The sequence below is a fragment of the Chitinophaga oryziterrae genome, assembly GCF_009758125.1.
Lineage (GTDB): Bacteria > Bacteroidota > Bacteroidia > Chitinophagales > Chitinophagaceae > Chitinophaga > Chitinophaga oryziterrae.
The window spans coordinates 263,997-285,848 of the sequence record NZ_WRXO01000005.1; the positions used below are offsets into that span (position 1 = coordinate 263,997).

Below are 21,852 nucleotides of genomic sequence, written 5' to 3' on the forward strand. Positions count from 1 at the left end.
AACATAAGAGATAAAGTTTTAGTTTAGAACAATTAAAGCTCCTTATTCTGCATAAAAAGTGCAGGTTAGGGGTAAAAGCTTAACGAACTATGCATTTAAAGTACGAATCCACACTAAGAGAACCATTAGTTGATGGCGTGAAGAATTACCACCAGGTAACAGAGGACATCATCAGCCCTATTGAAGGGAAGCCAGGTAAATTGTGGTACATAGGCTTTTTCATATCATTGTCACTGCTATTGTTCGGAGTTTGTTCCGTAACCTGGGAAGTGTACTATGGTACAGGGGTGTGGAATCTGAATAAAACAATTGGTTGGGGTTGGGACATTACCAACTTCGTATGGTGGGTAGGTATCGGTCATGCCGGTACATTGATCTCTGCGATCCTCCTGCTGTTCCGCCAGGGATGGCGTACCGGGGTAAACCGTGCGGCAGAAGCCATGACCATCTTTGCGGTTATGTGTGCCGGTCAGTTCCCGATCTTCCACATGGGTCGTGTATGGATGGCATTCTTTGTACTGCCTTACCCGAATACACGTGGTCCTTTGTGGGTAAACTTCAACTCGCCCCTGCTCTGGGACGTGTTTGCGATCTCTACTTACTTCACAGTATCTCTCCTTTTCTGGTATTCCGGTTTAATTCCTGACTTCGCCACTGTGCGTGACAGAGCTAAAACCAAACTGCGTAAGCTGTTATATGGTATAGCATCTTTTGGCTGGACCGGTTCTACCAAACACTGGCAACGTCATGAAGCGCTGTCTCTGGTACTGGCAGGTTTATCCACTCCGCTGGTACTGTCTGTACATACGATCGTATCTTTTGACTTTGCTACCTCAGTAATTCCCGGCTGGCATACTACGATCTTCCCTCCCTACTTCGTAGCGGGTGCGATCTTCTCCGGATTTGCGATGGTACAAACACTGCTGATCATTGTACGTAAAGTATTACACCTGGAAGACTACATTACCATTGGCCACATGGAGGCAATGAACAAGGTAATTGTACTGACTGGTTCTGTGGTAGGTTGTGCTTACCTGACAGAGTTGTTCATGGCCTGGTATGCAGCTGTTCCTTATGAATTCGCTACTTTCTATAAATACCGTGCTGCCGGCCCGCTGGGTTGGTCTTACTGGATCATGATGACGTGTAACGTAATCACGCCGCAGGTATTCTGGTTCTCCAAGATGAGAAGAAACGTACTGGTAACATTCGTAATGTCTATCATCGTGAACATCGGTATGTGGTTTGAGCGTTTTGTGATCATCTGTACTTCACTGTACCGTGACTACCTGCCATCAAGCTGGGCTTACTATCGTCCATCCTGGCCAGAAGTTGGTTTCTACATGGGAACCTTCGGTTTGTTCTTTACCTGCTTCTTCCTGTTTGCTAAATACTTCCCTGTTATCGCTGTTGCGGAAATCAAGCATGTGCTGAAAACTTCCGGCGAAAGCTTTAAGAACCAGATGGAGAAATACGAGCAGCAGCCGGCAGATGAATTTGCAAAGGACCAGCATCATGAAGATGAGCATCATCATGATCCGCATGTAGCTCCGGTGCATCAGTCATAATAGCCTGGAAGCATTTATAAAGAGGAATCAGGAATTTGTTTTTTAGAATAAGAATTTTTTAAACATATGGCGGTTAAAAATTTTGTTGTAGCAAGTTTTGATGATGAGGCGGTATTGTTTCCGGCTGTGAAAAAGGTGCGGACTGCAGGCTACAAAATTCACGATGTATATACACCTTTTCCGGTGCACGGTCTTGACCATGCAATGGGTTTGCGGGAAACCAGCCTGCACACCGCCGGGTTTGTTTACGGTATTACCGGTACAACAACAGCATTATCCTGCATGAGTTGGATATTCACAACAGACTGGCCTATGAACATCGGTGGTAAACCGCATTTTCCATTACCGGCGTTCATCCCTATCACGTTTGAGTTAACAGTATTGTTCTCAGCTGTGGGTATGGTACTAACATTCTGTTACCTGTGTCAGCTGGCCCCATTTGTTAAGAAGCATATATTTCATCCCCGTCAGACAGATGATCTGTTTGTAATGGCGATTGAAGTAACTGCCAAAACGAACGCAGAGGAACTGAAAAAATTCCTGGCGGGCATTGGTGGAACGCAGATTAATGAACAGCGTGCTGAAGCCGGCTGGTGGTATGGTCGTTTCGACCGTGAGGACCGCCTGTTTGAGAACAAGCGCCCTGAGCCTGTAAACGCGTAAATGTAGATTTTAAAAGCTTCCTGTCTGACAGGGAGTGAACCAGAACATAAGCTTGAATTATAATATACAGATGAAAAGGACTTCCAACATATTGATCGCAGCTGCTTTGGTAAGTGGAGCTTTGGTATCGGCATGCAACAGGGGAGAGAATAACAGGAATCCCGGCAGACATTACATGCCGGATATGTTTGAATCCCGCGCATACGAGTTCTACAGCGAGCGTGTGTCTACACTGAAACCAGTAGAGGGCACCGTTAAGAGAGGAGAGTTGCTGCCTTACCATCTGAAGGCGGCAGATACTGCTCAGGCCAATTTAGTAAAGAACCCGCTTATTCTTGGAAAAGCGGACCTGGAGGAAGGTAAACGTTTATTCAATATTTATTGTGGCGTTTGTCATGGTACGAAGCTGGATGGTAACGGTCCGTTATACAAAGATGGTACAGGCCCATTCGTAGCAGCACCTGCTAACCTGGTAAGCGGCCCTAAAGCCAGCTATACAGAAGGCAGACTGTTCCACGTAATGACTTATGGCTATCTGAACATGGGTAGTTATGCCAGTCAGTTAGACAGGACACAGCGTTGGAAAATAGCGGCCTATATCCGCACAATGCAGAATGGTGGTGCAAATGTTGCCACTCCTGCTGCCAGCACTGATACCACGAAAGCTGCTGCACCTGCAGTAGTAGCACAGGCTAAATAATGAGTAAAATAGCATTCAATCAAGTATTTTAATATACAGTAATGAAGGACCAATTTGTAGTACCAGCAAGACTAAAAACGACCAGCTTCGTGTTAATGGGGATTGGCTTGCTGACTTTGTTGATCGGATTATTCGCATTTCAGGGAGAGCATGGCTCAACCCGTTTCTGGGCAGGTTTGCTGCAGAACAGCACATTCTTTTTGCTGATCGTATTGGCCAGTACGTTCTTTATTGCTGCCACTACCCTGGCGCATGGTGGATGGCAGATCGGTTTTCGCCGTGTGCCGGAAGCAATTTCTATGGCAGTTCCTGTATTGGGAGGCATTTTGTTCCTGCTGTTGATGATCCTGGTGTTTACCGGTAAAACACATATTTACCACTGGCTGGATGCAGAGCATGTTGCACATGACCCTATCCTTACCTGGAAAGCGCCTTTCCTCAGCAAAGCATTCTTTACTATTGCTGCTGTTCTTACAATCGGTTTGTGGAGTTATTTTACTCTCAGGCTGCGTAAAATGTCAATTGAGCAAGATAGCTGGGATCTTTCAAAAGAAACCGGTAAACGTATAATATGGAGAAACACCGTTTGGTGTGGTGGGTTTCTGGTAATTTATGTATTGAGCGTTGGTTCTACTACCCCATGGATGTGGTTAATGAGTATTGATGCACACTGGTATTCTACCATGTACAGCTGGTACACATTCGCAAGCACCTGGGTATCTGGTCTGGCACTGATCTCTTTATTTGTTATTTACCTGAAACGTAATGGTTACCTGCCAATGGTAAATGAAGAGCATCTGCATGACCTTGGTAAGTTCTGTTTTGCATTCAGTATTTTCTGGGCGTACCTGTGGTTCTCTCAGTATATGCTGATCTGGTACGCAAACATGCCTGAAGAAATAGTATACTTCAAACCCCGCGTATGGGGCGAGTGGAGACCGATCTTCTTCCTGAATCTGGTGATCAACTTTATTACTCCGCTGTTATTCCTGATGAAGCGTGATACTAAACGTAACTACTCTTCCATGGCATTCATTGCTGTAGTGATTATCTTCGGTCACTGGCTGGATTTCTGGCAGATGGTAGGGCCTGGTACTTATCAGCATCTGGTATTCCCGTGGTTTGAATTTGGTATCGGACTTGGTTTTGTGGGACTGATCGTATTCCTGGTATCCAATCAGCTGACCAAAGCGGCATTGGTTCCAAAGACCCATCCTTACCTGAAAGAAAGTATTATACACCATACCTGATCATAGGCGAGCAACGGATATCCCGGTGTAAACAACCGGGGGTGATACAAGTAGAAACGAAAAGCATTAGATAACTTAATTATTTCAAATAGCAATGTCAGGATATTTAGCAGTCTTAGTTGTTGTGCTCATATTCATAGTCATCTTCCAGATTGCGAAGGCGAGCGAATATGTGTCCATATTGAAGGGAGAAAAGAAGTCGCGTCAGCAGTCAAACCGGGTGAATGGTTTCCTGATGATCTCCTTCCTGGTGCTTGGCTTGATAGGTGTATACTACTGTAACGATTTACTGAGAGGTAAGATGGGATCAGGAGCAGCATCAGAGCAGGGTGAAGGGATCGATAGCATGATCATGTGGACACTGGTAATAACCGGAATTGTATTCGTTATTACACAGATCCTCCTGTTCTGGTTCGCATTCAAATACCAGGAAAAGGAAGGGCGTAAAGCTTTTTACTTCCCACACAACAACAAACTGGAGCTGATCTGGACTGTAATTCCTGCTATTGCACTTACTGTTCTTGTTGCTATCGGTTTAAGACATTGGTTCCGCATTACATCAGAAGCTCCAAAGGATGCTATGGTGGTGGAAATTACCGGTAAGCAGTTTAACTGGCTGATCCGTTACCCGGGTAAAGATGGCCAGCTGGGTCGTAAATTCTTCAAGAATATCAATGAAGCAACTAATCCTGTAGGTCAGGACTGGGATGATGAACTGAACAAGGATGATTACATGGCTACTGAGATGCACCTGGTAGTTAACAAACCGGTAAAGCTGATCATCGGTTCCCGTGATGTGATCCATGACGTAGGTTTGTCTCACTTCCGCCTGAAGATGGATGCTGTACCTGGTATTCCTACTACATTGTGGTTTACACCTAAGTATACTACTGCGGAAATGAAGATAAAGAATGATAATCCTGATTTCATGTACGAGATCTCTTGCGATCAGATGTGTGGTGCCGGTCACTATTCTATGAAAGCAAACATCGTAGTGGAAACACAGGCAGAATATGATGCATGGTCTGCTAAGCAGAAAACACAATTCGCTCTTGCTCATGAAAGTGCGGCCCCTGCAGCTCCGGCTACGCCAGTTGCAGACAGCACTCAAAAAGCAGTGGCGGTTAACGTTGTGAAGCATTAATTTTGTAAAAGGCAGTTGAAACTTTAGACGCAGGACATTAAAAAATTTAAAGACAAACTGATGAGGTACTCCCCGAAGTCAGTTTTATATAAACAGAACCGATTATGAGTAACGAAGCAACATTGCACAGTCAACAGGAGGTAATGCATGGCGCAGCAGCGCACGGTCATGGCCATGACGACCATGAGCATCATCATGAAGGCGGCTTCATTTCGAAGTACGTTTTCAGCATGGACCATAAGACCATCGCCAAGCAGTTTCTGATAACCGGTATTCTCTGGGCTATCGTAGGTGCTTTCTTCTCTGTACTGTTTCGTTTGCAACTGGGTTTCCCGGATACTACTTTCCCATGGCTGGAAAGCATCCTGGGCCATTGGGCAAAGGGTGGGCACATTTCACCGGAGGCTTACTATGCACTGGTAACCATGCATGGTACCATATTGGTGTTCTTTGTATTAACAGCCGGTTTGAGCGGTACATTCTCCAATCTGCTGATTCCTTTGCAGGTAGGGGCACGTGATATGGCTTCTCCTTTCATGAATATGCTGAGCTACTGGTTCTTCTTTATGGCTAGTTGCGTGATGATGTGTTCCCTGTTTGTACAGACAGGACCAGCATCCGGTGGATGGACGTCTTATCCCCCACTGAGTGCATTAGGTGATGCTTCTATCGGTTCTAAAATAGGTATGGACTTATGGCTTACCAGTATGGCACTGTTCGTAGTGTCTCAGTTACTGGGCGGTCTGAATTATATTTCTACCATCCTGAACATGCGTACCAAGGGTATGAGCATGACCAAGATGCCGCTGACTATCTGGAGCTTCTTCTTCACTGCGGTATTGGGCGTACTTTCTTTCCCTGTATTGCTGTCTGGTTTTATCCTCTTGCTGTTCGACCGTCATGCCGGCACCAGCTTCTACCTGAGCGAACTGTTCGTAGCCGGTAAAGCATTGTCTAACGAAGGTGGTAGTGCGATCCTTTACCAGCACTTGTTCTGGTTCCTGGGTCACCCTGAGGTGTACATCATTATCCTGCCTGCAATGGGTATGGTATCTGAGGTGATGGCAGTAAATGCCCGTAAGCCGATCTTTGGTTATCTGGCGATGGTAGGTTCTATGTTTGCAATTGCCATCCTGGCCTTCCTGGTATGGGCGCACCATATGTTCGTTACAGGTCTTAATCCTTTCCTTGGTGCATTCTTCGTATTACTGACCTTATTAATTGCGGTACCGTCTGCTATCAAGGTATTTAACTGGATCACCACTATCTGGAGAGGTAACATCAGGTTCACTCCCGGTATGTTGTTCTCTATAGGTTTCGTGAGTACCTTCATCTCTGGTGGATTAACCGGTATCTGGTTAGGTAACTCGTCTATAGATATCCACCTGCATGATACTTATTTTGTAATTGCTCACTTCCATATAGTAATGGGTGTGTCTGCCTTCCTGGGGCTTTTTGCCGGGGTATACCACTGGTTCCCTAAGATGTTTGGACGTTACCTGAACAATACTTTATCATATATTCACTTCTGGATCACGCTGGTAGGTGCATACCTGATATTCTGGCCAATGCACTATGAAGGTATGGCCGGTATGCCAAGAAGGTATTATGATTACTCTAACTGGGAGTCTTTCAAACAATTCGGTGATCTGAACCATTTCATCAGTATTGTGGTAATCATCGTATTTGCAGCGCAGCTCTTGTTTGTATTCAACTTCTTCTACAGCGTATTCAAAGGAAGGAAGTTAACAACTACCAACCCATGGAACGCTACTACACTGGAATGGACCACACCAATCAATCCTGGTCACGGTAACTGGCCTGGTGAGATTCCTGAAGTGTATCGCTGGCCATATGATTACAGCAAAGATGGTGTTGATTTCATCCCGCAGACTGTACCATTGTCTAAAGATGAAGAAGCTGCAGGCGGGCATTAATTAATGCCTCCTGCCTCGAAAAGAATGGATTTCAGAGAAAAGGATATGTACCAGTAATGATAAGAGAAAACTCCATAAAATTGTCGTCATCGTTTGCTGTAGCCAGTAAGGTGAAAGATTACTCTCAGTTAATGAAGTTTAATCTGACCTTCATGGTTGTCTTCTCAAGTGTGGTTGGTTATTTACTGGTACCTGGAGTGGAGTTTTCGTTAATAAAAGTTCTTACTTTATTTGCCGGTGGTTTACTGGTGTCCGGTTCTGCCAATACGATCAATCAGCTGCTGGAAAAGGAAACTGATAAGTTAATGGCACGTACAGCTGTACGTCCTTTACCATCAGGTCGCCTTTCTGAAACAGAAGGAATTATCATAGCGGTAGTAACAGGAATTACCGGTCTGGCTATCCTGGCCTGGGGTTTTAACTGGTTATGTGCCGGCTTGAGCCTTTTATCCCTGGTAGTATATGGTTTTGTGTATACTCCCTGGAAAAAATGGAACTCACTGGCTGTGCTGGTAGGAGCCGTACCCGGAGCGTTGCCTTTATTAATCGGCTGGGCTGCGGGAGAAAACAAGATCAGCGAAGGCGGATGGGCATTATTTGCTATCCAGTTCCTGTGGCAGTTCCCTCACTTCTGGGCGATTGCCTGGATAGGACATAAGGATTACACCAGGGCAGGATTCAAACTGTTGCCTAATTCCGGAGAGCCAAACAGGCAGATCGCATTACAGGCAGTGACGTATACATTGTTATTGATACCTGCGGGGTTAATACCTTACATGTTGGGAATAACAGGTTACATTTCTGCGATCGCAGTGATCCTGGTTTCGTTGTTTTTCCTTTACAGGGCAGTGAACCTGTACCGGAAATGTGATGTACCTGCTGCCCGTAAGCTGATGTTCGGATCTTATATCTATCTGACCATTATGCAACTGGCATTGCTGGCTGATAAAATTTAATAGTCATTCAAATTATAGTGATGCAGGCGATGAGCGTACAACGTAACAAGATACATCCACACAAATATTCCCTATGGATTGCTATGGGTAGCATAACCATGATGTTTATAGGGTTTACAAGTGCATATGTTGTAAAGCGGGCGCAGGCAAACTGGTTTACGTTCCAGTTACCGATGATCTTCTGGATATCTACAGGCATCATACTGAGCAGTAGTTTTACCGTTCAGATGGCCGTAAAGCAGTTCAGGAATCGTCATATGCAGCGTTATAAACAGCTCATTACATTAACGGCGGTATTAGGAGTGGCTTTTGCGGTCTGTCAGTGGATAGGCTTTATGCAGATGAATGCGATGGGGTTACCATTGAACGGACCGGCATCAGTATCTTTTATCTATGTAATCGTAAGTGTACACCTGTTACATGTTCTGGGTGGTGTTGTTGCGCTGCTTATCATGTTTGGCAGGGCATTCCGCACAAGAATACGTACTTACAGCCCGGTGCCCATAGAAGTAGCCGCTACATACTGGCATTTTGTGGACGCATTGTGGATTTACCTGTTAATATTTCTGAGTATTGCCAGATAAAACTTTCTAAAAAATAATTACAAAACAAACAATGGATACAGCAGTTACAGCGCAGAAAAAATGGTGGTCCGGGGGACATTCTCCTTTTAACGTGAGTTACGGAAAGTTGATGATGTGGTACTTCCTGATGTCGGATGCTTTTACTTTTGGAGCATTACTGATCTCTTACGGTACTATCCGTTTCATGAGTACTTCCTGGCCTGACCCTAATGAGGTCTTCCATTCATTTCCGTTCGTTAGTCATACCGCACATTTACCCCTGGTATTTGTGAGTTTGATGACGTTTATCCTGATCATGAGTTCCGTAACCATGGTACTTGCTGTACATGCCGGTCACATGAGAGACAGAAAGGCTGTTGCCAAATGGATGGTATGGACCATCATCGGTGGTATCGCTTTCTTAAGCTGCCAGGCATGGGAGTGGACGCACTTACACGAGTTAGGTGCATGGTGGGGCCGTAATCCTTTTGCTAATGCAGATGGTACTGTTGCTACTACTAACTTCACCAACTTCTTCTTTACTATCACTGGTTTCCACGGTTTACACGTAACCTCTGGTGTGATCCTGAATATTGTGATCCTGTCTAACGTACTGAAAGGTACTTATGATGACAGAGGCCACTATGAAATGGTTGAAAAAGTAGGTCTGTACTGGCACTTTGTAGACCTGGTATGGGTATTCGTATTCACCTGCTTCTACCTGCTGTGATTACAGGTAAAAAGTAAGCTTGAACTGGTATTTGTAATCTGGATTTTTAAAAGTAACACTAATGGAACATACACATACAGCAGTAGTACATGATGAGCATGGCCATGATGCTTCTACTAAAAGCATCTGGAGAACGTTCTGGATATTATTAGCGATCACCATTTTTGAAGTAGGTCTGGCTTTCTCCTTCCTGGAGTGGCACTGGATGCCAAGATTGTTTTTAAACTCAATCTTCGTTGGCCTTACAATTCTGAAAGCGTTCTTTATCGTAGCTGAATTCATGCACTTACGCAATGAGATCAGGAACCTGATAATGACAATATTGATTCCTTTGATGTTGTTCGTATGGTTTATCATCGCCTTCCTGGCAGATGGTGATTCCTGGAAGAACATGCGTAAGGACCTTGCTCCTGGCAAACCTGTTCCTCCTGCCATGCATGTAAATACTGAAGAAGCACATCACTAAGCATATTTCCTACATGTTACGCTTTACTGCTTTCACACCAGTGGGAGTTGTAAAGCGTAAATTTTATATAACAATTTAAAACTACGGCCATTTCACGCAAAGGACTTATAGGAGTAATGCTGGCAATACTGGTGCCGTTGACGGGATACCTGATAGTAGACCATTATGGAAGGAATGTTGTGCCGATACCTCGTTATTATATTCCTGATAGTGTGAATACGGTGGTTAAAGACGGTAAGACACGATACGATACAGTATTTCATACTGTAAAGGATATCACGCTTACCAATCAGATGGGGAATAAGGTACAGTTGAAAGATCTTCCGGGTAAAGTAATCCTGGTGAATTTCTTTTTTACTTCCTGCCCGGGTATCTGTCCAAAACTGATGAGCAACCTGGAGAAAATCCAGCAGGCTTATGTAAAGAATGATACGCTTCTTCAGCTGCTTTCTTTTACCGTAGATCCGGAGAGGGATTCCTCAGAACAATTGAGAGCATACGGTAACAAGCATAATATCAATCCGGATAACTGGTGGTTACTGACCGGCGCCAAGAAAGACATTTATGACTGGGCCCGCAATGAAGTATTTGTAAGTGTAACGCAGGGAGATGGCGGACCAGATGATTTTATTCATACGGAGAAGCTGGTATTGCTGGATAAGGACCATCATATCCGCGGGTATTATGACGGGCTTGATTCCAATGCCATCCGCCAATGCGCGAATGATATTGCAATATTGCATCTGGAGAAAGATAAACACAGGCCGGGATTATTAAAACGGCTTTTTTCAGGAACAGAGGAATAGTTAATTACTGCTATGGATATCAGGAATAAAAGTCTTAATCTGCCCATTGCTATTATTTCGGTTGCTATACCGGTATTGGTAGCAATATTATTTTATTTACCACGCCCGCATATTGAGGCGGGATTCAATGTATACATCCTTCCGTTATTTCATGCGATACTGAATTCTGCAACAGCTGTTCTGCTATTGGGAAGCCTGTATTTCATCAGGAGAGGACAGATCAAAGCACATAAGATCACCAACCTGATAGCAGTAGCTTTATCTGCTATCTTCTTATTGTCTTATGTTACTTATCACTTCTTTACGGAGAGTACGAAATATGGGGATTCCAATCATGATGGAATAGTGGATGCTACTGAGAAGGCATTGGTAAGCGGTTCTGCTTATTTGTATTATTTCATATTGCTGTCTCATATACTACTTGCTATTATCATTGTACCACTGGTATTATTTACTTTGCTGAGAGGTTTCCAGTCGGACTTTGTAAAGCATAAAAAGATCGCGCGTATTACCTGGCCTATCTGGTTTTATGTAGCGGTTACAGGTGTGATCGTATATATAATGATATCACCGTATTATTAATCTGCGTAAATTCGTAGTATGAAAAAGATCCTGCAGATATTAGTGGTAGTGCTATTGGGCAGTCTTCAGACGATGGCTCAGTGTTCTCTCTGCACCAAAACGGCACAGCAGCTCGGTGAAGGGCCGGCAAAGGGATTGAATAACGGGATTTTATACCTGGCGTTAACTCCCCTGCTGATTATCGGCATCCTGGGATTCCGCTACTGGAGAAGTACCAGACAATCATAATTCATCCGAAGATATTGACAATGGCCGCGTTAAACACGTGGCCATTTTTTATTTACTGCATCCTTCCAGTTCATATATATGATAACCCTGTTGCAGGATGTTTTTTTCCCATACCGGAATTACTTCCTGCATATGACAAAAACGACAATCCCTTGAGGATACGGATTGCATATTCAGCGATTTGGATTTGAGGTAATCATTGCCGAAAGTAAGTACGCTTTCATAATTTGTATCAGCAGATACGATAATATCAAAGTGCATGTACCCGCCTTCACGTCTTTTTACGTAGGTATCAAAAATGGCAACTTCCATCGTTTGGTGTTCCGGTCTCATGGTTATAGAATGATGGTCAAATAATGAGAATAATGAGTATATGGGTTGATTTACAAATATTAGGTATGTGTGCAGAGAATGGAAATATTTAACATCTTGTTTGCGAAAGGAGATTAACCAGAGTTATATCTATAAATGAAGATTAAATTTATTAATTTCCAGTATTAAACAGATTATAACAATAGTCTATTTAATAATGAAAGCCCTTTTAATTAACTTCCGGTTAACATAGTTGAAGTAATAATTACACCGGCAAGAAGCCCACTGATACTCAGATTTGGAAGATACTTAGAGTTTTATAAGATTGCATTTTTATTATACAAATAGTAACGAATGAAGTCCACTTATCAGTCGTTTAACCGTGGAGCTATCCCGGTATCCTATCCTGTGAATACTATCTCAGAGGATGAATATACGGACCCGCCAGTTGAGCATTTAAATACTTCGCGTGTATTGTGTCTATCCTTGCTGGCAGCAGCTAATGCTGCTGTACTTGCGCAATGTCTGTTGCTGTTGATAAATGGACTGATGAACGTATCTTTTTTAGGGCGGTTCTCTCTGGAAGAAGCGGATCCGGCCGATACCGGACTGGGGATATTTGTAATAGGTATTCCTGTGTTGGGTGCGTTGCTGGCCATATTGCTGATCCGTTATTGTATAAGGGCGTTACAGAGAGGCAAACAATGTCACCTGGTAGGACCCCTCTGTACAGGCATCTATATTGGGACCGGCATACCATTGGGTATAGAGGGAGCGGTGATTGCCAGCAGTTATGTCTTTTCGAATTTCACCAAAAATAAATGGCGTACTACTTATCCGGAGAGAAGGGTACTGGCAGCGGCTGGTATCGTATCAGGGATTGCCTATTTGTTTGGAAGTCCGATTGCTGCCGTAGCGCTGGCACTGGAATTACTGCTGGTAGAGTTTACACTTGGCAGTATACTGCCGCTGATATTGGCGGGGGCTGTGGGCGCATCCTTTCATTTCCTGTACAGAGGGCTGGAACCGGTGTTCGCTATACCGGAAATACCTGTTGCTTCTGTCCCCGCATTACTGGGTTATGTGGCTACAGGGGGGATAGTAGGCGTTGTATCTGTGCTTGTTACCAGGACAGTGTCCGGTATTTCCTGGGTATTTGGAAAGTTACCGGTGCCGCAGTTATGGCGTCCATTGGTTGGCGCTGTTATAATCGGCGTGATGGGATATTTTGCACCTGATATGCTGGGTATGGGTTACGGACATATCAGTGATCTGTTAATGGGGAAGGTAACATTACAATTGTTGTTTATTGTGGGGATCATAAAGTTCATTGCCTGGGCCGTTGCGCTGGGCAGTGGTACTCCTGGCGGAACAGTGCTTCCATTGATGATTATGGGTGGTGCGTTCGGACTATTTATTACTTTGTTATTACAGTACATAATGCCTGCTGTTCCACTTAACTTTTCGGTAGCGGCGCTGATAGGCATGGCGGCTATGCTGGCTGGTGGTCTCAGGATATTGCCTACAGCGATCTTCTTTGCTATTGAAACTACGCACGAGCGACATGCGATACTTCCGCTGATCTGTGCCTGCACAGCAGCTTACCTGGTATCCTTTCTGTTATCTAAAAAAAGAATTAACCGGGAGGTAGCTATTTAGGAACTAACGTATTCACGAAGCGGTATAAGTTGAATTCACCGCTGGTAAGTTGTTGCTGGATTTGTTGTTGTAAGGCACGACGGTCAATATCTTTCATGCGGCGGTGCTGGATGAGCTGATAGGTTTTTTCCGTGAGCAGATGGGCATGTCTTTCGGTATTGTCCATGATCTGATGCTGGTGTAAAGCGATAGCATCTATGAGTGCCGGTAACCCCTCCTGTTTCGTGGCAACGGTTTTTATTACGGGGATTTCCCAGTTATCTTTCTGACGGGTATGTGCCAGCAGGCGAAGGTTCTTCACGAATTCATCTGCGTTGGAATGATCTGCTTTGTTGACGACGAAGATATTGGCGATTTCCATCAGGCCGGCTTTCATGGTCTGGATTTCGTCTCCTGCTTCGGGGACTACCACTACGATGGTGGTGTCGGCCACACCGGCAACTTCTACTTCACTCTGTCCCACGCCTACTGTTTCTATGAAGAGGTAATCGAATCCTGCGGCTTTAATGAGATCGCTCACTTCAATGATCTTAGGACTGAGACCTCCCAATGCGCCACGGCTGGCCATGGAGCGGATAAATACGTTGTGGTTATTAAAGTGCTGACTCATGCGGATGCGGTCGCCTAACAAAGCGCCATAGTTGAACGGAGAGGAAGGGTCGATTGCAATGATGGCTATACGCTTTCCCTGTTCCAGCAGGAGCTGTATCAGCTCATTTACCAGGGTGCTCTTGCCGGCACCGGGAGGGCCGGTGATGCCTATTACACGGGTATGGCCGCCTGCCGGAAGGTTTTCCAGCAATTGTTCATAGCCTGCGGCCTCGTTTTCTACGAGGGAGATGCAACGTGCCAGGGCTTTTGAATCACCATTCATTAATAAGGGCAAAAGGGGAAAGTGCATGACCGAAATTACGAATTACGAATGATCAATTGATTTTCTATCTTCGTAACCAATATATCTTTTATATGAAAGTATCCGGGTTCACTTTTGTGAGGAATGCAGTGAAGTATGATTATCCTGTTGTGGCATCAATCAACTCTATTCTTCCTTTATGCGATGAAGTGATCGTGAGTGTTGGTAATTCTGATGATGATACACTTGCGCTTATTCAATCTATACGATCTCCTAAAATAAAGATCACACATTCTGTATGGGATGATTCTTTAAAAGAAGGCGGACGTATACTGGCGGTAGAAACAGATAAAGCCTTTGCGCATGTGAGTAAAGACAGTACCTGGGCTTTTTATATACAGGCGGATGAAATAGTGCATGAGAAAGATTATGATACTATCCGTGCTGCTATGAATCAGTATAAGTATGATCTGAAAGTAGAGGGATTGTTATTCAACTATACACATTTCTTTGGCAGTTATGATTATATAGGCGATTCGAGGATGTGGTATAAAAATGAAATCCGTATTATCCGTAATGATAAAACAATTTCTTCTTACCGTGATGCACAGGGATTCCGTAAGAATGATCAGAAGCTGTTTGTAAAGCCAATTGATGCCAGCATCTATCATTACGGATGGGTGAAGGATCCGGAAGCACAGGCCCGCAAGCTGAATAATTCATTCCAGTTATATCATGGCAAGGATGAGGACAGGATCAGAAATCGTGTGGTACTTGAACAGTTTGATTATGGGGAAGTAGAGTCTCTGGCCCCTTTTACCGGTACACATCCGGCAGTGATGCAGGAGCGTATCAATAAGAAGAACTGGAAATTTGAACATGATATCAGTCGTAAGAAATTCTCTTTCAAGGGTAAGCTGTTGTATTGGATAGAAAAGAAAACGGGGAAACGATTATTCGATTATCAGAATTATAAAATTATCAGATAAATAGAGAGATGTATTCTACGAGGAGACATTAAAGAGGCTCCGTCAGGGGCCTCTTTAATTTTGCAGGAAACATATTGAGGGAGATCCGTTACTTTTGAGACACACTCTTTTTATCAGTACATGGACCTGTATAATTTCATATATTCTTTTGCGTTAGTATCCCAGCTGAATAATTTTGCATGTTGCTGCACAGCCGCTACTGGTTTGTATTGTTCGAAGTGATTGATACCTTCTTCAAATACTTTCCGCATTTCTGTTTTATCGAAGCTGCGGAAATAATAAGCAGCATCTCCGCCTATTTCGGGTAAGCTGGTTTTATCGGATAAGAATACCGGTTTACCAAAATGCATGGCTTCTACTACCGGCGCTCCAAAACCTTCTGCAATGGAAGGGAACATGAAGGCTTTACAATTTTGGTAGTACCAGTATTTTTCTTCGTCCGTAATAGTGCCTAAGAGTTTTACGCGGTTGCTTACACCCAATGCAGCAGCTTCCTCTTCTATCTTTTTGATATAATCTCCCTGTTGTTTACCCGCGATGATCAGTTCATAATCGTTGTGTTCCAGGAGCGCAGGTAATACATGGAAATTCTTTTTAGGGAGTATCATCCCGATAGAGAACAGGAAAGGCTTTGCAGGTCTGTATGCCGGTGCGTCAAACCCCGGGAATTCTTTTACTTCAGATCCCTGGTAAATGATCCTGCATTTATCTTCCGGCACCTGGATATGCTGATGAATCGTTTGTAAAGTGAATGTAGAAATGGCTACTACTACATCTGTTTCATCTACCTGTTGCTGCATTTCTTTCAGTAATCCGTTTTTCTCTGCACTGCTTTTACGATCATCAAAAAGGAAATTGAGATCGTGTATGGTGAGGATCGTTTTCCTTGCTTTCTTGCGGGGCCATACGTTACCTGTCTGGTGTACGGCATGCCATACATCCATCTTTGGCGGATTAAAGAAGTAGCGGTCGTACCATTTATATGGTATCTTTTCAAAATTGCCGTTGAACAGGTTAAAATCCTTTGGAAGGTAGTACAACAGCTTTTCGTCTTCCTGTTTGTATTGCAGGAGCCGTTGCCCCAGTTGAAGGCAGAATGTGTATAATCCGTTGTGCTGGTATTTCAGCTTTTCAAAATCTAATCCGATGAGATGCATTTCCAGTTATTTATGAGCGCAGCATTTGTTGTCTGAAACGTAAGGAGTACCGGGGAGGTGCATTGCGTGCTATCATCCATGCAATTTTTGCATAGAATCCTCCTTTATATACTTTCTTCAATAGCTTGAAGAAGAACCACCATTTTAAGATGGTGTAGTTTAACCAGGAATAATGTTTCGAGAAGAAGTAAATCAAAGAAAAATAATATTCCTGGAGAAAGTCTTTTTTAACGGTTGTGCTGGAGCCAACAAAATGAATGAACTGTGCCTCCGGCACCAGGTAACAGTTCCATCCTTTTTTCCTGAATGTATAAGCAAGGTCTTCTTCTTCACAGTAGAAGAAGTAGTTGGTATCTAATCCGCCTATTGCAGCGAACATACTGTAACGTACAAACATAGAAGCACCGGATACCAGCGGCACCTGCAAAGGTTGCTGATAGGTGGTATCCCGCACCGGGTACCGTGCCGGTTTAAATTTACGCAGTAAGCCCGGGCCTAATAGTTTCAGGGACACTGTAGGGAAATAAGTGAACGTTCTGATGGGTTGCATCTTTCCGTTCATCATCTGTCCGGAACAGAGGGCAGTATCAGGATGTGACTGCATGAAGCTGTACAGGATCCGGAGGCAATCGTTCAGAAAAACAGTATCGTTATTAAGGAAATAGAGATAATCGGCTCTGGCATGTTGTACACCCAGCATATTGCCCCCGGAGAAGCCTGCGTTGAGGATACTTCTGACAAGGGTAATATGTTCCATTCCATCCACGAAGTTCTTTAATTCCAGGTAGGCTTCTGTGGAAGATGCGTTATCCACGACGATGATCTGCCATTTAATCCGTGGGTCTGTATGTTTCATAACAGACCGGATACAATCCCTCGTATAATCCGTGGAGTTGTAGTTGATTAAAATGATAGCAACATCATAGGTTATGTGCATTTTAGATACAATTAAGCCGGAAAATTAGTTATTTGCTGAAAGCTATAAAATTATAAATTATTATTTTGTGTTAGCGGGCTAATTATACAGCTTATTGGCCCGGATTTCGTTGATTAGTACTAATTCTATAATTTAGGCGGTATGACTAATTTCATTCCCATATTCCCTTTAGGCGTTGTGGTTTACCCGGAGGAGCAGCTGAACCTGCATATTTTTGAACCCAGATATAAACAACTGATAGCCGACTGTATAAAAGAAAACAAACCGTTTGGCATACCTGCTGTGATTGAAAAGAAAGTAGTAGAGTATGGAACACTGGTAGAAGTGGTGAGTATTCAGAAAGAATACGAAAACGGAGAGCTGGACGTGGTGACCCGGGGTACCCGGGTATTCAGAGTGCTGGAGATCATTCAGGGTATTCCTGATAAATTATATACCGGAGCGATCGTGAGTTATCCGGATAACCAGTTCCGGACTAACGAACGGTTGCAGGCCCAGGTATTACAGGCTTTACGGGAGCTGCATCACCTGTTACAGGTGAACAAAGGCTTTAAGAAGCCCGATGCAGAGCTAAGTGCGTATGACCTGGCCCATCATGCGGGCCTTTCACTGGACGAAGAGTACGAGGTGTTACATCTGTTTCAGGAATTGCAGCGACTGGAGTACCTGAAACGGCACCTGATGAAGGTACTTCCCTTAATGGCAGAGATGGAAAGGCTAAAGGACCGGGTAAAGTTAAACGGGCATTTCAGGAACCTGACGGCAGGCGATCTTTAAGGAAGCCTTGTTTCTAGCCGGGATTGGTATAAATTTGGGGCCGTATAAATCAGATATGAAGAAGATAATAACGCGTTTAGCGTTCGCTTTGTCACTGTTAGCATTCGTTTCCTGTGAGAATGATATGGAAGCCATCCTGAAGATGGACAAACAGGCTGCGGCAGTAGAGGAAGGGAAAGATATAGAATCCATTTACAGCCAGCTGGGTAAGGTAAAGGCCAAGCTGACCGCCCCGGTAATGCTCCGTCATATGCAATCTCCTGTATATGTGGAGTTTAATAAAGGACTGAAGGCATTATTCTATAATGATACACTGGGAGTAGAGAGTACGTTAACCGCCCGGTACGGTAAGTACTTTGAAAATAATGATAACGTATACCTGCGGGACCATGTAGTGGTTATCAATAAAAAAGGGCAAAGACTGGATTGTGAAGAGTTGAACTGGGATTCCAAGAAAGCAATTTTCTATTCTAATAAAGAAGTTCGTATCAGTACGCTTACAGATACCCTGTATGGAACAGGTCTGGAATCCAACCAGGATTTCAGTGATTATACAATTTTACATCCAAGTGGTCCTTTTGTAATCAAGGATAGTACAAGCAATCAATAAGTTAGTTAATATATTATAACGAAGACGGCCCAACACTGCAATCTGCAATGTTGGGCCGTTTCGCTTTAACCTATTTTTTAACCTAAAATTTTGTCTATTAGAGATTGCAATAATTATGCCATTATAGACGATTATTCTTTCATATGGGGCGATTAGCATATTCGTCTGGTCAAATGGCATTAAAAAACGATTTAAAATTAATTTAATATGATAATAATCAACATATAATGGCTGACCTATCGAAATAGGTTGTTTTACGAACTATTTTATAACGTTCACGGAAAGGGGACCAAAATGCAACTTCCGGTAGTATATCTTTGGTTCAGGTTTTTCATAGGATATGGTTAAAATTATTACAAGGGCGGTATTCTTACCGCCCTTCTATTTTTTTAGAACTGCTACAAACATGAGCCCCCTATCAAGACTATAATTAGCCTTTACTTCCTTCTTAAGCAACTGATAATTAGAAACCCGTTACTCACCAATTAGCCGATAAGGCAATTTTTCCCTGGTTTTTGCAATACGTTTAACTTCTTATTCATTACGTTCCCCAACTAAAATATAGCATTCACTAAAATGGATTATGGCTGTATTCAAAATAACCGCACCTTTGGTACAGGTTTTTCAATAAAGATATGGTTAAAATTTTTCGGGGCCGGTATCCACCAGCCCCGTTTCTTTTTTTATAACCCCCGCTACTCTCCTTTAAATGAAAAGCCCCGTGAGCTTCTCAGCATCACGGGACCTCCCAGATAACATCTCACTTATTCAAATCCATTTGGAAACGGTTGTTCCAGCAGGTATCTATATATGAAACGATACATTTCGTTATCGCTGTGTCTGTTCTTTATACTTGTTCTCCAACCGTGGCGTTCGCCGGGGTATACCATGAACTCAAAGTGTTTACCCAGGTTTTCCAGCTTATCTACAAACTGAATACTGTTCTGGATATGTACGTTGTCGTCCATCGTGCCATGGGTGATCCTTAGCATGCCCTTGTAGCGGTCTGCGTAATAAATGGGACTGGTAATACGGTAACCGTCCGGATTCTCAGCAGGGGTATCCATATAGCGTTCTGTGTAGTGGCTGTCATATAGCTGCCAGTCAGTAACGGAGTAGTTGGCCATACCATGGGTGAATACACCGGCGCCGTAGGTCAATGCCATACAGGTCATATATCCTCCAAAGCTGCCTCCTGTGATGCAGACCTTGCTGGTGTCTGTCCAGGGTTGGGCACGGAGCCAGGTGGCGGCATCCATATAATCTTCGATTTCGTGCCTGCCCAGCTGGCGATGGATGTAGTTCATACCCATCTTGCCCAATTGTCCTGAGCTGCGGTTATCTATCGCTACCTGGATGATGCCTTCTTTTGCCAGCCATTGGGCGGGGAGGGACGATTTCCAGTTATCGTACACGGTGCCTGCATTGGGACCGCCATATATACTGATGAGGATAGGGTATTTTTTACCTTCCTGCATGTGTAAGGGCATGGTGATGGTCATGGGAAGTTCCAGGCCGTCCCTTGTTTTGTAGTACCGGATCTTTGTGCCGGCCAGATTATACTGGTCGAATTGGGGCCCTTTGCTATGGCCGAGCTCTCTTATCACCTTGCCTTTGTTGTTCAACAGGGCCATTACAGGAGGAGTGGCCAGGTTGGAATAGGTGGTGATGAAGAAGGAACCATTGGGGCTTACCATTGTGCTATGGAAGTAATCCCCGAAGGTAAGGCGGGTGATTACACCTGTTTTCATATTTACCTGGTAGAGGTCTGTACGGGTGGAAGCCTCTTTTCTGGCAACGAAGCAGATGAGCAGGTTTTTATTGTCGATGCTGGCGATACTGTTCACTGTCCAGTTTCCGCTGGTTAACTGTTTTTTCAGGGAACCGTCCATGTTATACCAGTAAAGGTGTGCCCAGCCGGTTTTATCGCTTTGCATGATGAAGCCTTTACCATTTTCCAGGAAGGTCATATCGTCTTTCCAGTCTATCCAGGTAGGTTGTTTTTCGTCGTAAACTTCTTTTTTAGACCCGTTTTCCAGATTGACGTCATAGATTTTCAGATTGTCCTGTCCGCGGTTCATCCATTGTAACCAGAGGTGACCGTCTGCTGTCCAGAAGGGAGTCCCGAAGTATTGGTCGTCGTTTTCGTTGAAGTCTGACCATACGGTGTTGCCACCGGTAACCGGAACTATGCCCACTTTTACGGCAGGGTTGGTATCTCCTGCTTCGGGGTAACGGGTGTTTTCCAGGTAGCCATGTTGTCCTGTTGCGCTGTAGATCGGGAATACAGGCACTTTGCTGTCGTTGAAGTGCATGTAGGCGATGTGTTTGCTGTCCGGGCTCCACCAGAAGGCGCGGTATTTTGACGGGCGGCCGAGGATTTCTTCGTAGTATACCCAGGAGGCCCAGCCGTTATAGATAACGTCTGTTCCGTCCGTTGTGTAGCGGGTTTGTTTTTTTGTTGCGATTTCTATGCTGTACAGGTCGTTACCATGAGTGAAGGCCACATATTTACCGTCCGGGGAGAGGGTTGGATTTCTTTCCTGGGTGGTATCGTGTGTTAATTGTGTTTTTATGCCTTCATCAGAAGTGTAGATGATATCGTTTTGTATAACGGCAACACTGGCTCCATCGGGAGCTTTTTCATAAGGAGTAGCGTTGCCGGTCTGGGCGTCTACTTTCCAGGCTTTAGCGTCTGAACGCATTTCGATGTAGTGGGTATCATCGGCCCATCCGCGGATGGCTGGTAAGGGTTGGGATAAGCCGCTGGCCTCTCCTTTGAATATCTGTCCGAAGCTGAGGTCTTTTTTCTCCTGTGCCTGAAGGCCGGAGATGAAAAATCCTGTTGCGGTTAAACAGACTGACAAATAACGTCTTGTACGCATAGTTTGGATGTTGTTGTATATGAAACGAAAATAATAAAATAGAAATGATCAGGTAGTAATTACGGATGAGTGGGTTGGAG

22 protein-coding genes are annotated in these 21,852 nt (G+C 44.1%); 17 read left to right on the plus strand and 5 right to left on the minus strand.

Annotation, left to right across the window (positions count from 1 at the left end; genetic code table 11):
• Window positions 1–89: 89 nt before the first annotated feature.
• From nrfD to GO495_RS18750, 13 genes are all read left to right on the plus strand, one after another.
• A complete protein-coding gene (gene nrfD, locus GO495_RS18690) occupies window positions 90–1,568 on the plus strand; it encodes an NrfD/PsrC family molybdoenzyme membrane anchor subunit (RefSeq protein WP_157301240.1) in 1,479 nt (492 codons plus the stop codon).
• Between the two features lie 66 nt (window positions 1,569–1,634).
• The gene (locus GO495_RS18695) at window positions 1,635–2,231 is read left to right on the plus strand and encodes a DUF3341 domain-containing protein (RefSeq protein ID WP_157301241.1); all 597 of its coding nucleotides are present in this window, start codon (window positions 1,635–1,637) and stop codon (window positions 2,229–2,231) included.
• 70 nt (window positions 2,232–2,301) lie between these two features.
• Window positions 2,302–2,931: a c-type cytochrome gene (locus tag GO495_RS18700; protein ID WP_157301242.1), complete on the plus strand. Its 630-nt coding sequence runs from the start codon at window positions 2,302–2,304 to the stop codon at window positions 2,929–2,931.
• A gap of 41 nt (window positions 2,932–2,972) precedes the next feature.
• Window positions 2,973–4,181, plus strand: coding sequence for a quinol:cytochrome C oxidoreductase (locus GO495_RS18705; protein ID WP_157301243.1), 1,209 nt, complete (start codon window positions 2,973–2,975; stop codon window positions 4,179–4,181).
• A 94-nt stretch (window positions 4,182–4,275) separates the two neighbouring features.
• On the plus strand, window positions 4,276–5,325 hold the full coding sequence (locus GO495_RS18710; protein ID WP_157301244.1) for a cytochrome c oxidase subunit II: 1,050 nt from the start codon (window positions 4,276–4,278) through the stop codon (window positions 5,323–5,325).
• 104 nt (window positions 5,326–5,429) lie between these two features.
• Window positions 5,430–7,262: a cytochrome c oxidase subunit I gene (locus GO495_RS18715; protein ID WP_157301245.1), complete on the plus strand. Its 1,833-nt coding sequence runs from the start codon at window positions 5,430–5,432 to the stop codon at window positions 7,260–7,262.
• An 80-nt stretch (window positions 7,263–7,342) separates the two neighbouring features.
• Complete coding sequence (cyoE, locus tag GO495_RS18720) at window positions 7,343–8,218, plus strand: heme o synthase (RefSeq protein WP_240915260.1); 876 nt, start codon at window positions 7,343–7,345, stop codon at window positions 8,216–8,218.
• 83 nt (window positions 8,219–8,301) lie between these two features.
• The gene (locus GO495_RS18725) at window positions 8,302–8,802 is read left to right on the plus strand and encodes a cytochrome c oxidase subunit 3 (RefSeq protein WP_240915261.1); all 501 of its coding nucleotides are present in this window, start codon (window positions 8,302–8,304) and stop codon (window positions 8,800–8,802) included.
• 31 nt (window positions 8,803–8,833) lie between these two features.
• A complete protein-coding gene (locus GO495_RS18730) occupies window positions 8,834–9,511 on the plus strand; it encodes a cytochrome c oxidase subunit 3 (protein WP_157301248.1) in 678 nt (225 codons plus the stop codon).
• Window positions 9,512–9,572: 61 nt separating this feature from the next.
• Window positions 9,573–9,977, plus strand: a complete 405-nt coding sequence (locus GO495_RS18735) for a cytochrome C oxidase subunit IV family protein (RefSeq protein WP_157301249.1) — start codon at window positions 9,573–9,575, stop codon at window positions 9,975–9,977.
• A gap of 116 nt (window positions 9,978–10,093) precedes the next feature.
• On the plus strand, window positions 10,094–10,783 hold the full coding sequence (locus GO495_RS18740; protein ID WP_157301250.1) for an SCO family protein: 690 nt from the start codon (window positions 10,094–10,096) through the stop codon (window positions 10,781–10,783).
• Window positions 10,784–10,795: 12 nt separating this feature from the next.
• A complete protein-coding gene (locus GO495_RS18745) occupies window positions 10,796–11,365 on the plus strand; it encodes a DUF420 domain-containing protein (RefSeq protein ID WP_157301251.1) in 570 nt (189 codons plus the stop codon).
• 18 nt (window positions 11,366–11,383) lie between these two features.
• Complete coding sequence (locus GO495_RS18750; RefSeq protein ID WP_089781254.1) at window positions 11,384–11,593, plus strand: hypothetical protein; 210 nt, start codon at window positions 11,384–11,386, stop codon at window positions 11,591–11,593.
• Between the two features lie 48 nt (window positions 11,594–11,641).
• Here the strand turns inward: GO495_RS18750 and GO495_RS18755 are convergent, their stop codons facing one another.
• Window positions 11,642–11,926 (minus strand): DUF2024 family protein, encoded by a 285-nt coding sequence (locus GO495_RS18755; RefSeq protein WP_240915262.1) that lies wholly within the window; start codon window positions 11,924–11,926, stop codon window positions 11,642–11,644.
• 333 nt (window positions 11,927–12,259) lie between these two features.
• On the opposite strand from GO495_RS18755, the gene GO495_RS18760 reads away from it, so the two are divergent.
• A complete protein-coding gene (locus tag GO495_RS18760; protein WP_157301252.1) occupies window positions 12,260–13,564 on the plus strand; it encodes a chloride channel protein in 1,305 nt (434 codons plus the stop codon).
• Here the strand turns inward: GO495_RS18760 and meaB are convergent.
• Window positions 13,557–14,465 carry a methylmalonyl Co-A mutase-associated GTPase MeaB gene (gene meaB, locus GO495_RS18765; protein WP_157301253.1) on the minus strand — a complete coding sequence of 303 codons (909 nt, stop codon included), beginning with the start codon at window positions 14,463–14,465 and terminating at the stop codon, window positions 13,557–13,559. The two genes, GO495_RS18760 and meaB, sit on opposite strands and share 8 nt — an antisense overlap.
• Window positions 14,466–14,530: 65 nt before the next feature.
• Between meaB and GO495_RS18770 the strand changes: the two genes are divergently transcribed.
• Window positions 14,531–15,406, plus strand: a complete 876-nt coding sequence (locus GO495_RS18770; RefSeq protein WP_157301254.1) for a glycosyltransferase family protein — start codon at window positions 14,531–14,533, stop codon at window positions 15,404–15,406.
• Between the two features lie 113 nt (window positions 15,407–15,519).
• Here GO495_RS18770 and GO495_RS18775 read toward each other — a convergent pair whose 3' ends face one another.
• Window positions 15,520–16,563 (minus strand): glycosyltransferase family 4 protein, encoded by a 1,044-nt coding sequence (locus GO495_RS18775; protein ID WP_157301255.1) that lies wholly within the window; start codon window positions 16,561–16,563, stop codon window positions 15,520–15,522.
• Between the two features lie 10 nt (window positions 16,564–16,573).
• The gene (locus GO495_RS18780) at window positions 16,574–17,500 is read right to left on the minus strand and encodes a glycosyltransferase family 2 protein (RefSeq protein ID WP_157301256.1); all 927 of its coding nucleotides are present in this window, start codon (window positions 17,498–17,500) and stop codon (window positions 16,574–16,576) included.
• A 141-nt stretch (window positions 17,501–17,641) separates the two neighbouring features.
• Between GO495_RS18780 and GO495_RS18785 the strand changes: the two genes are divergently transcribed.
• Entirely contained in the window at window positions 17,642–18,277 is a 636-nt protein-coding gene (locus GO495_RS18785) for an LON peptidase substrate-binding domain-containing protein (RefSeq protein WP_157301257.1), read from the plus strand.
• 55 nt (window positions 18,278–18,332) lie between these two features.
• On the plus strand, window positions 18,333–18,887 hold the full coding sequence (gene lptC / locus GO495_RS18790; protein ID WP_157301258.1) for an LPS export ABC transporter periplasmic protein LptC: 555 nt from the start codon (window positions 18,333–18,335) through the stop codon (window positions 18,885–18,887).
• Between the two features lie 764 nt (window positions 18,888–19,651).
• Here lptC and GO495_RS18795 read toward each other — a convergent pair.
• Complete coding sequence (locus tag GO495_RS18795) at window positions 19,652–21,772, minus strand: S9 family peptidase (protein WP_157301259.1); 2,121 nt, start codon at window positions 21,770–21,772, stop codon at window positions 19,652–19,654.
• Window positions 21,773–21,852 lie beyond the last annotated feature (80 nt).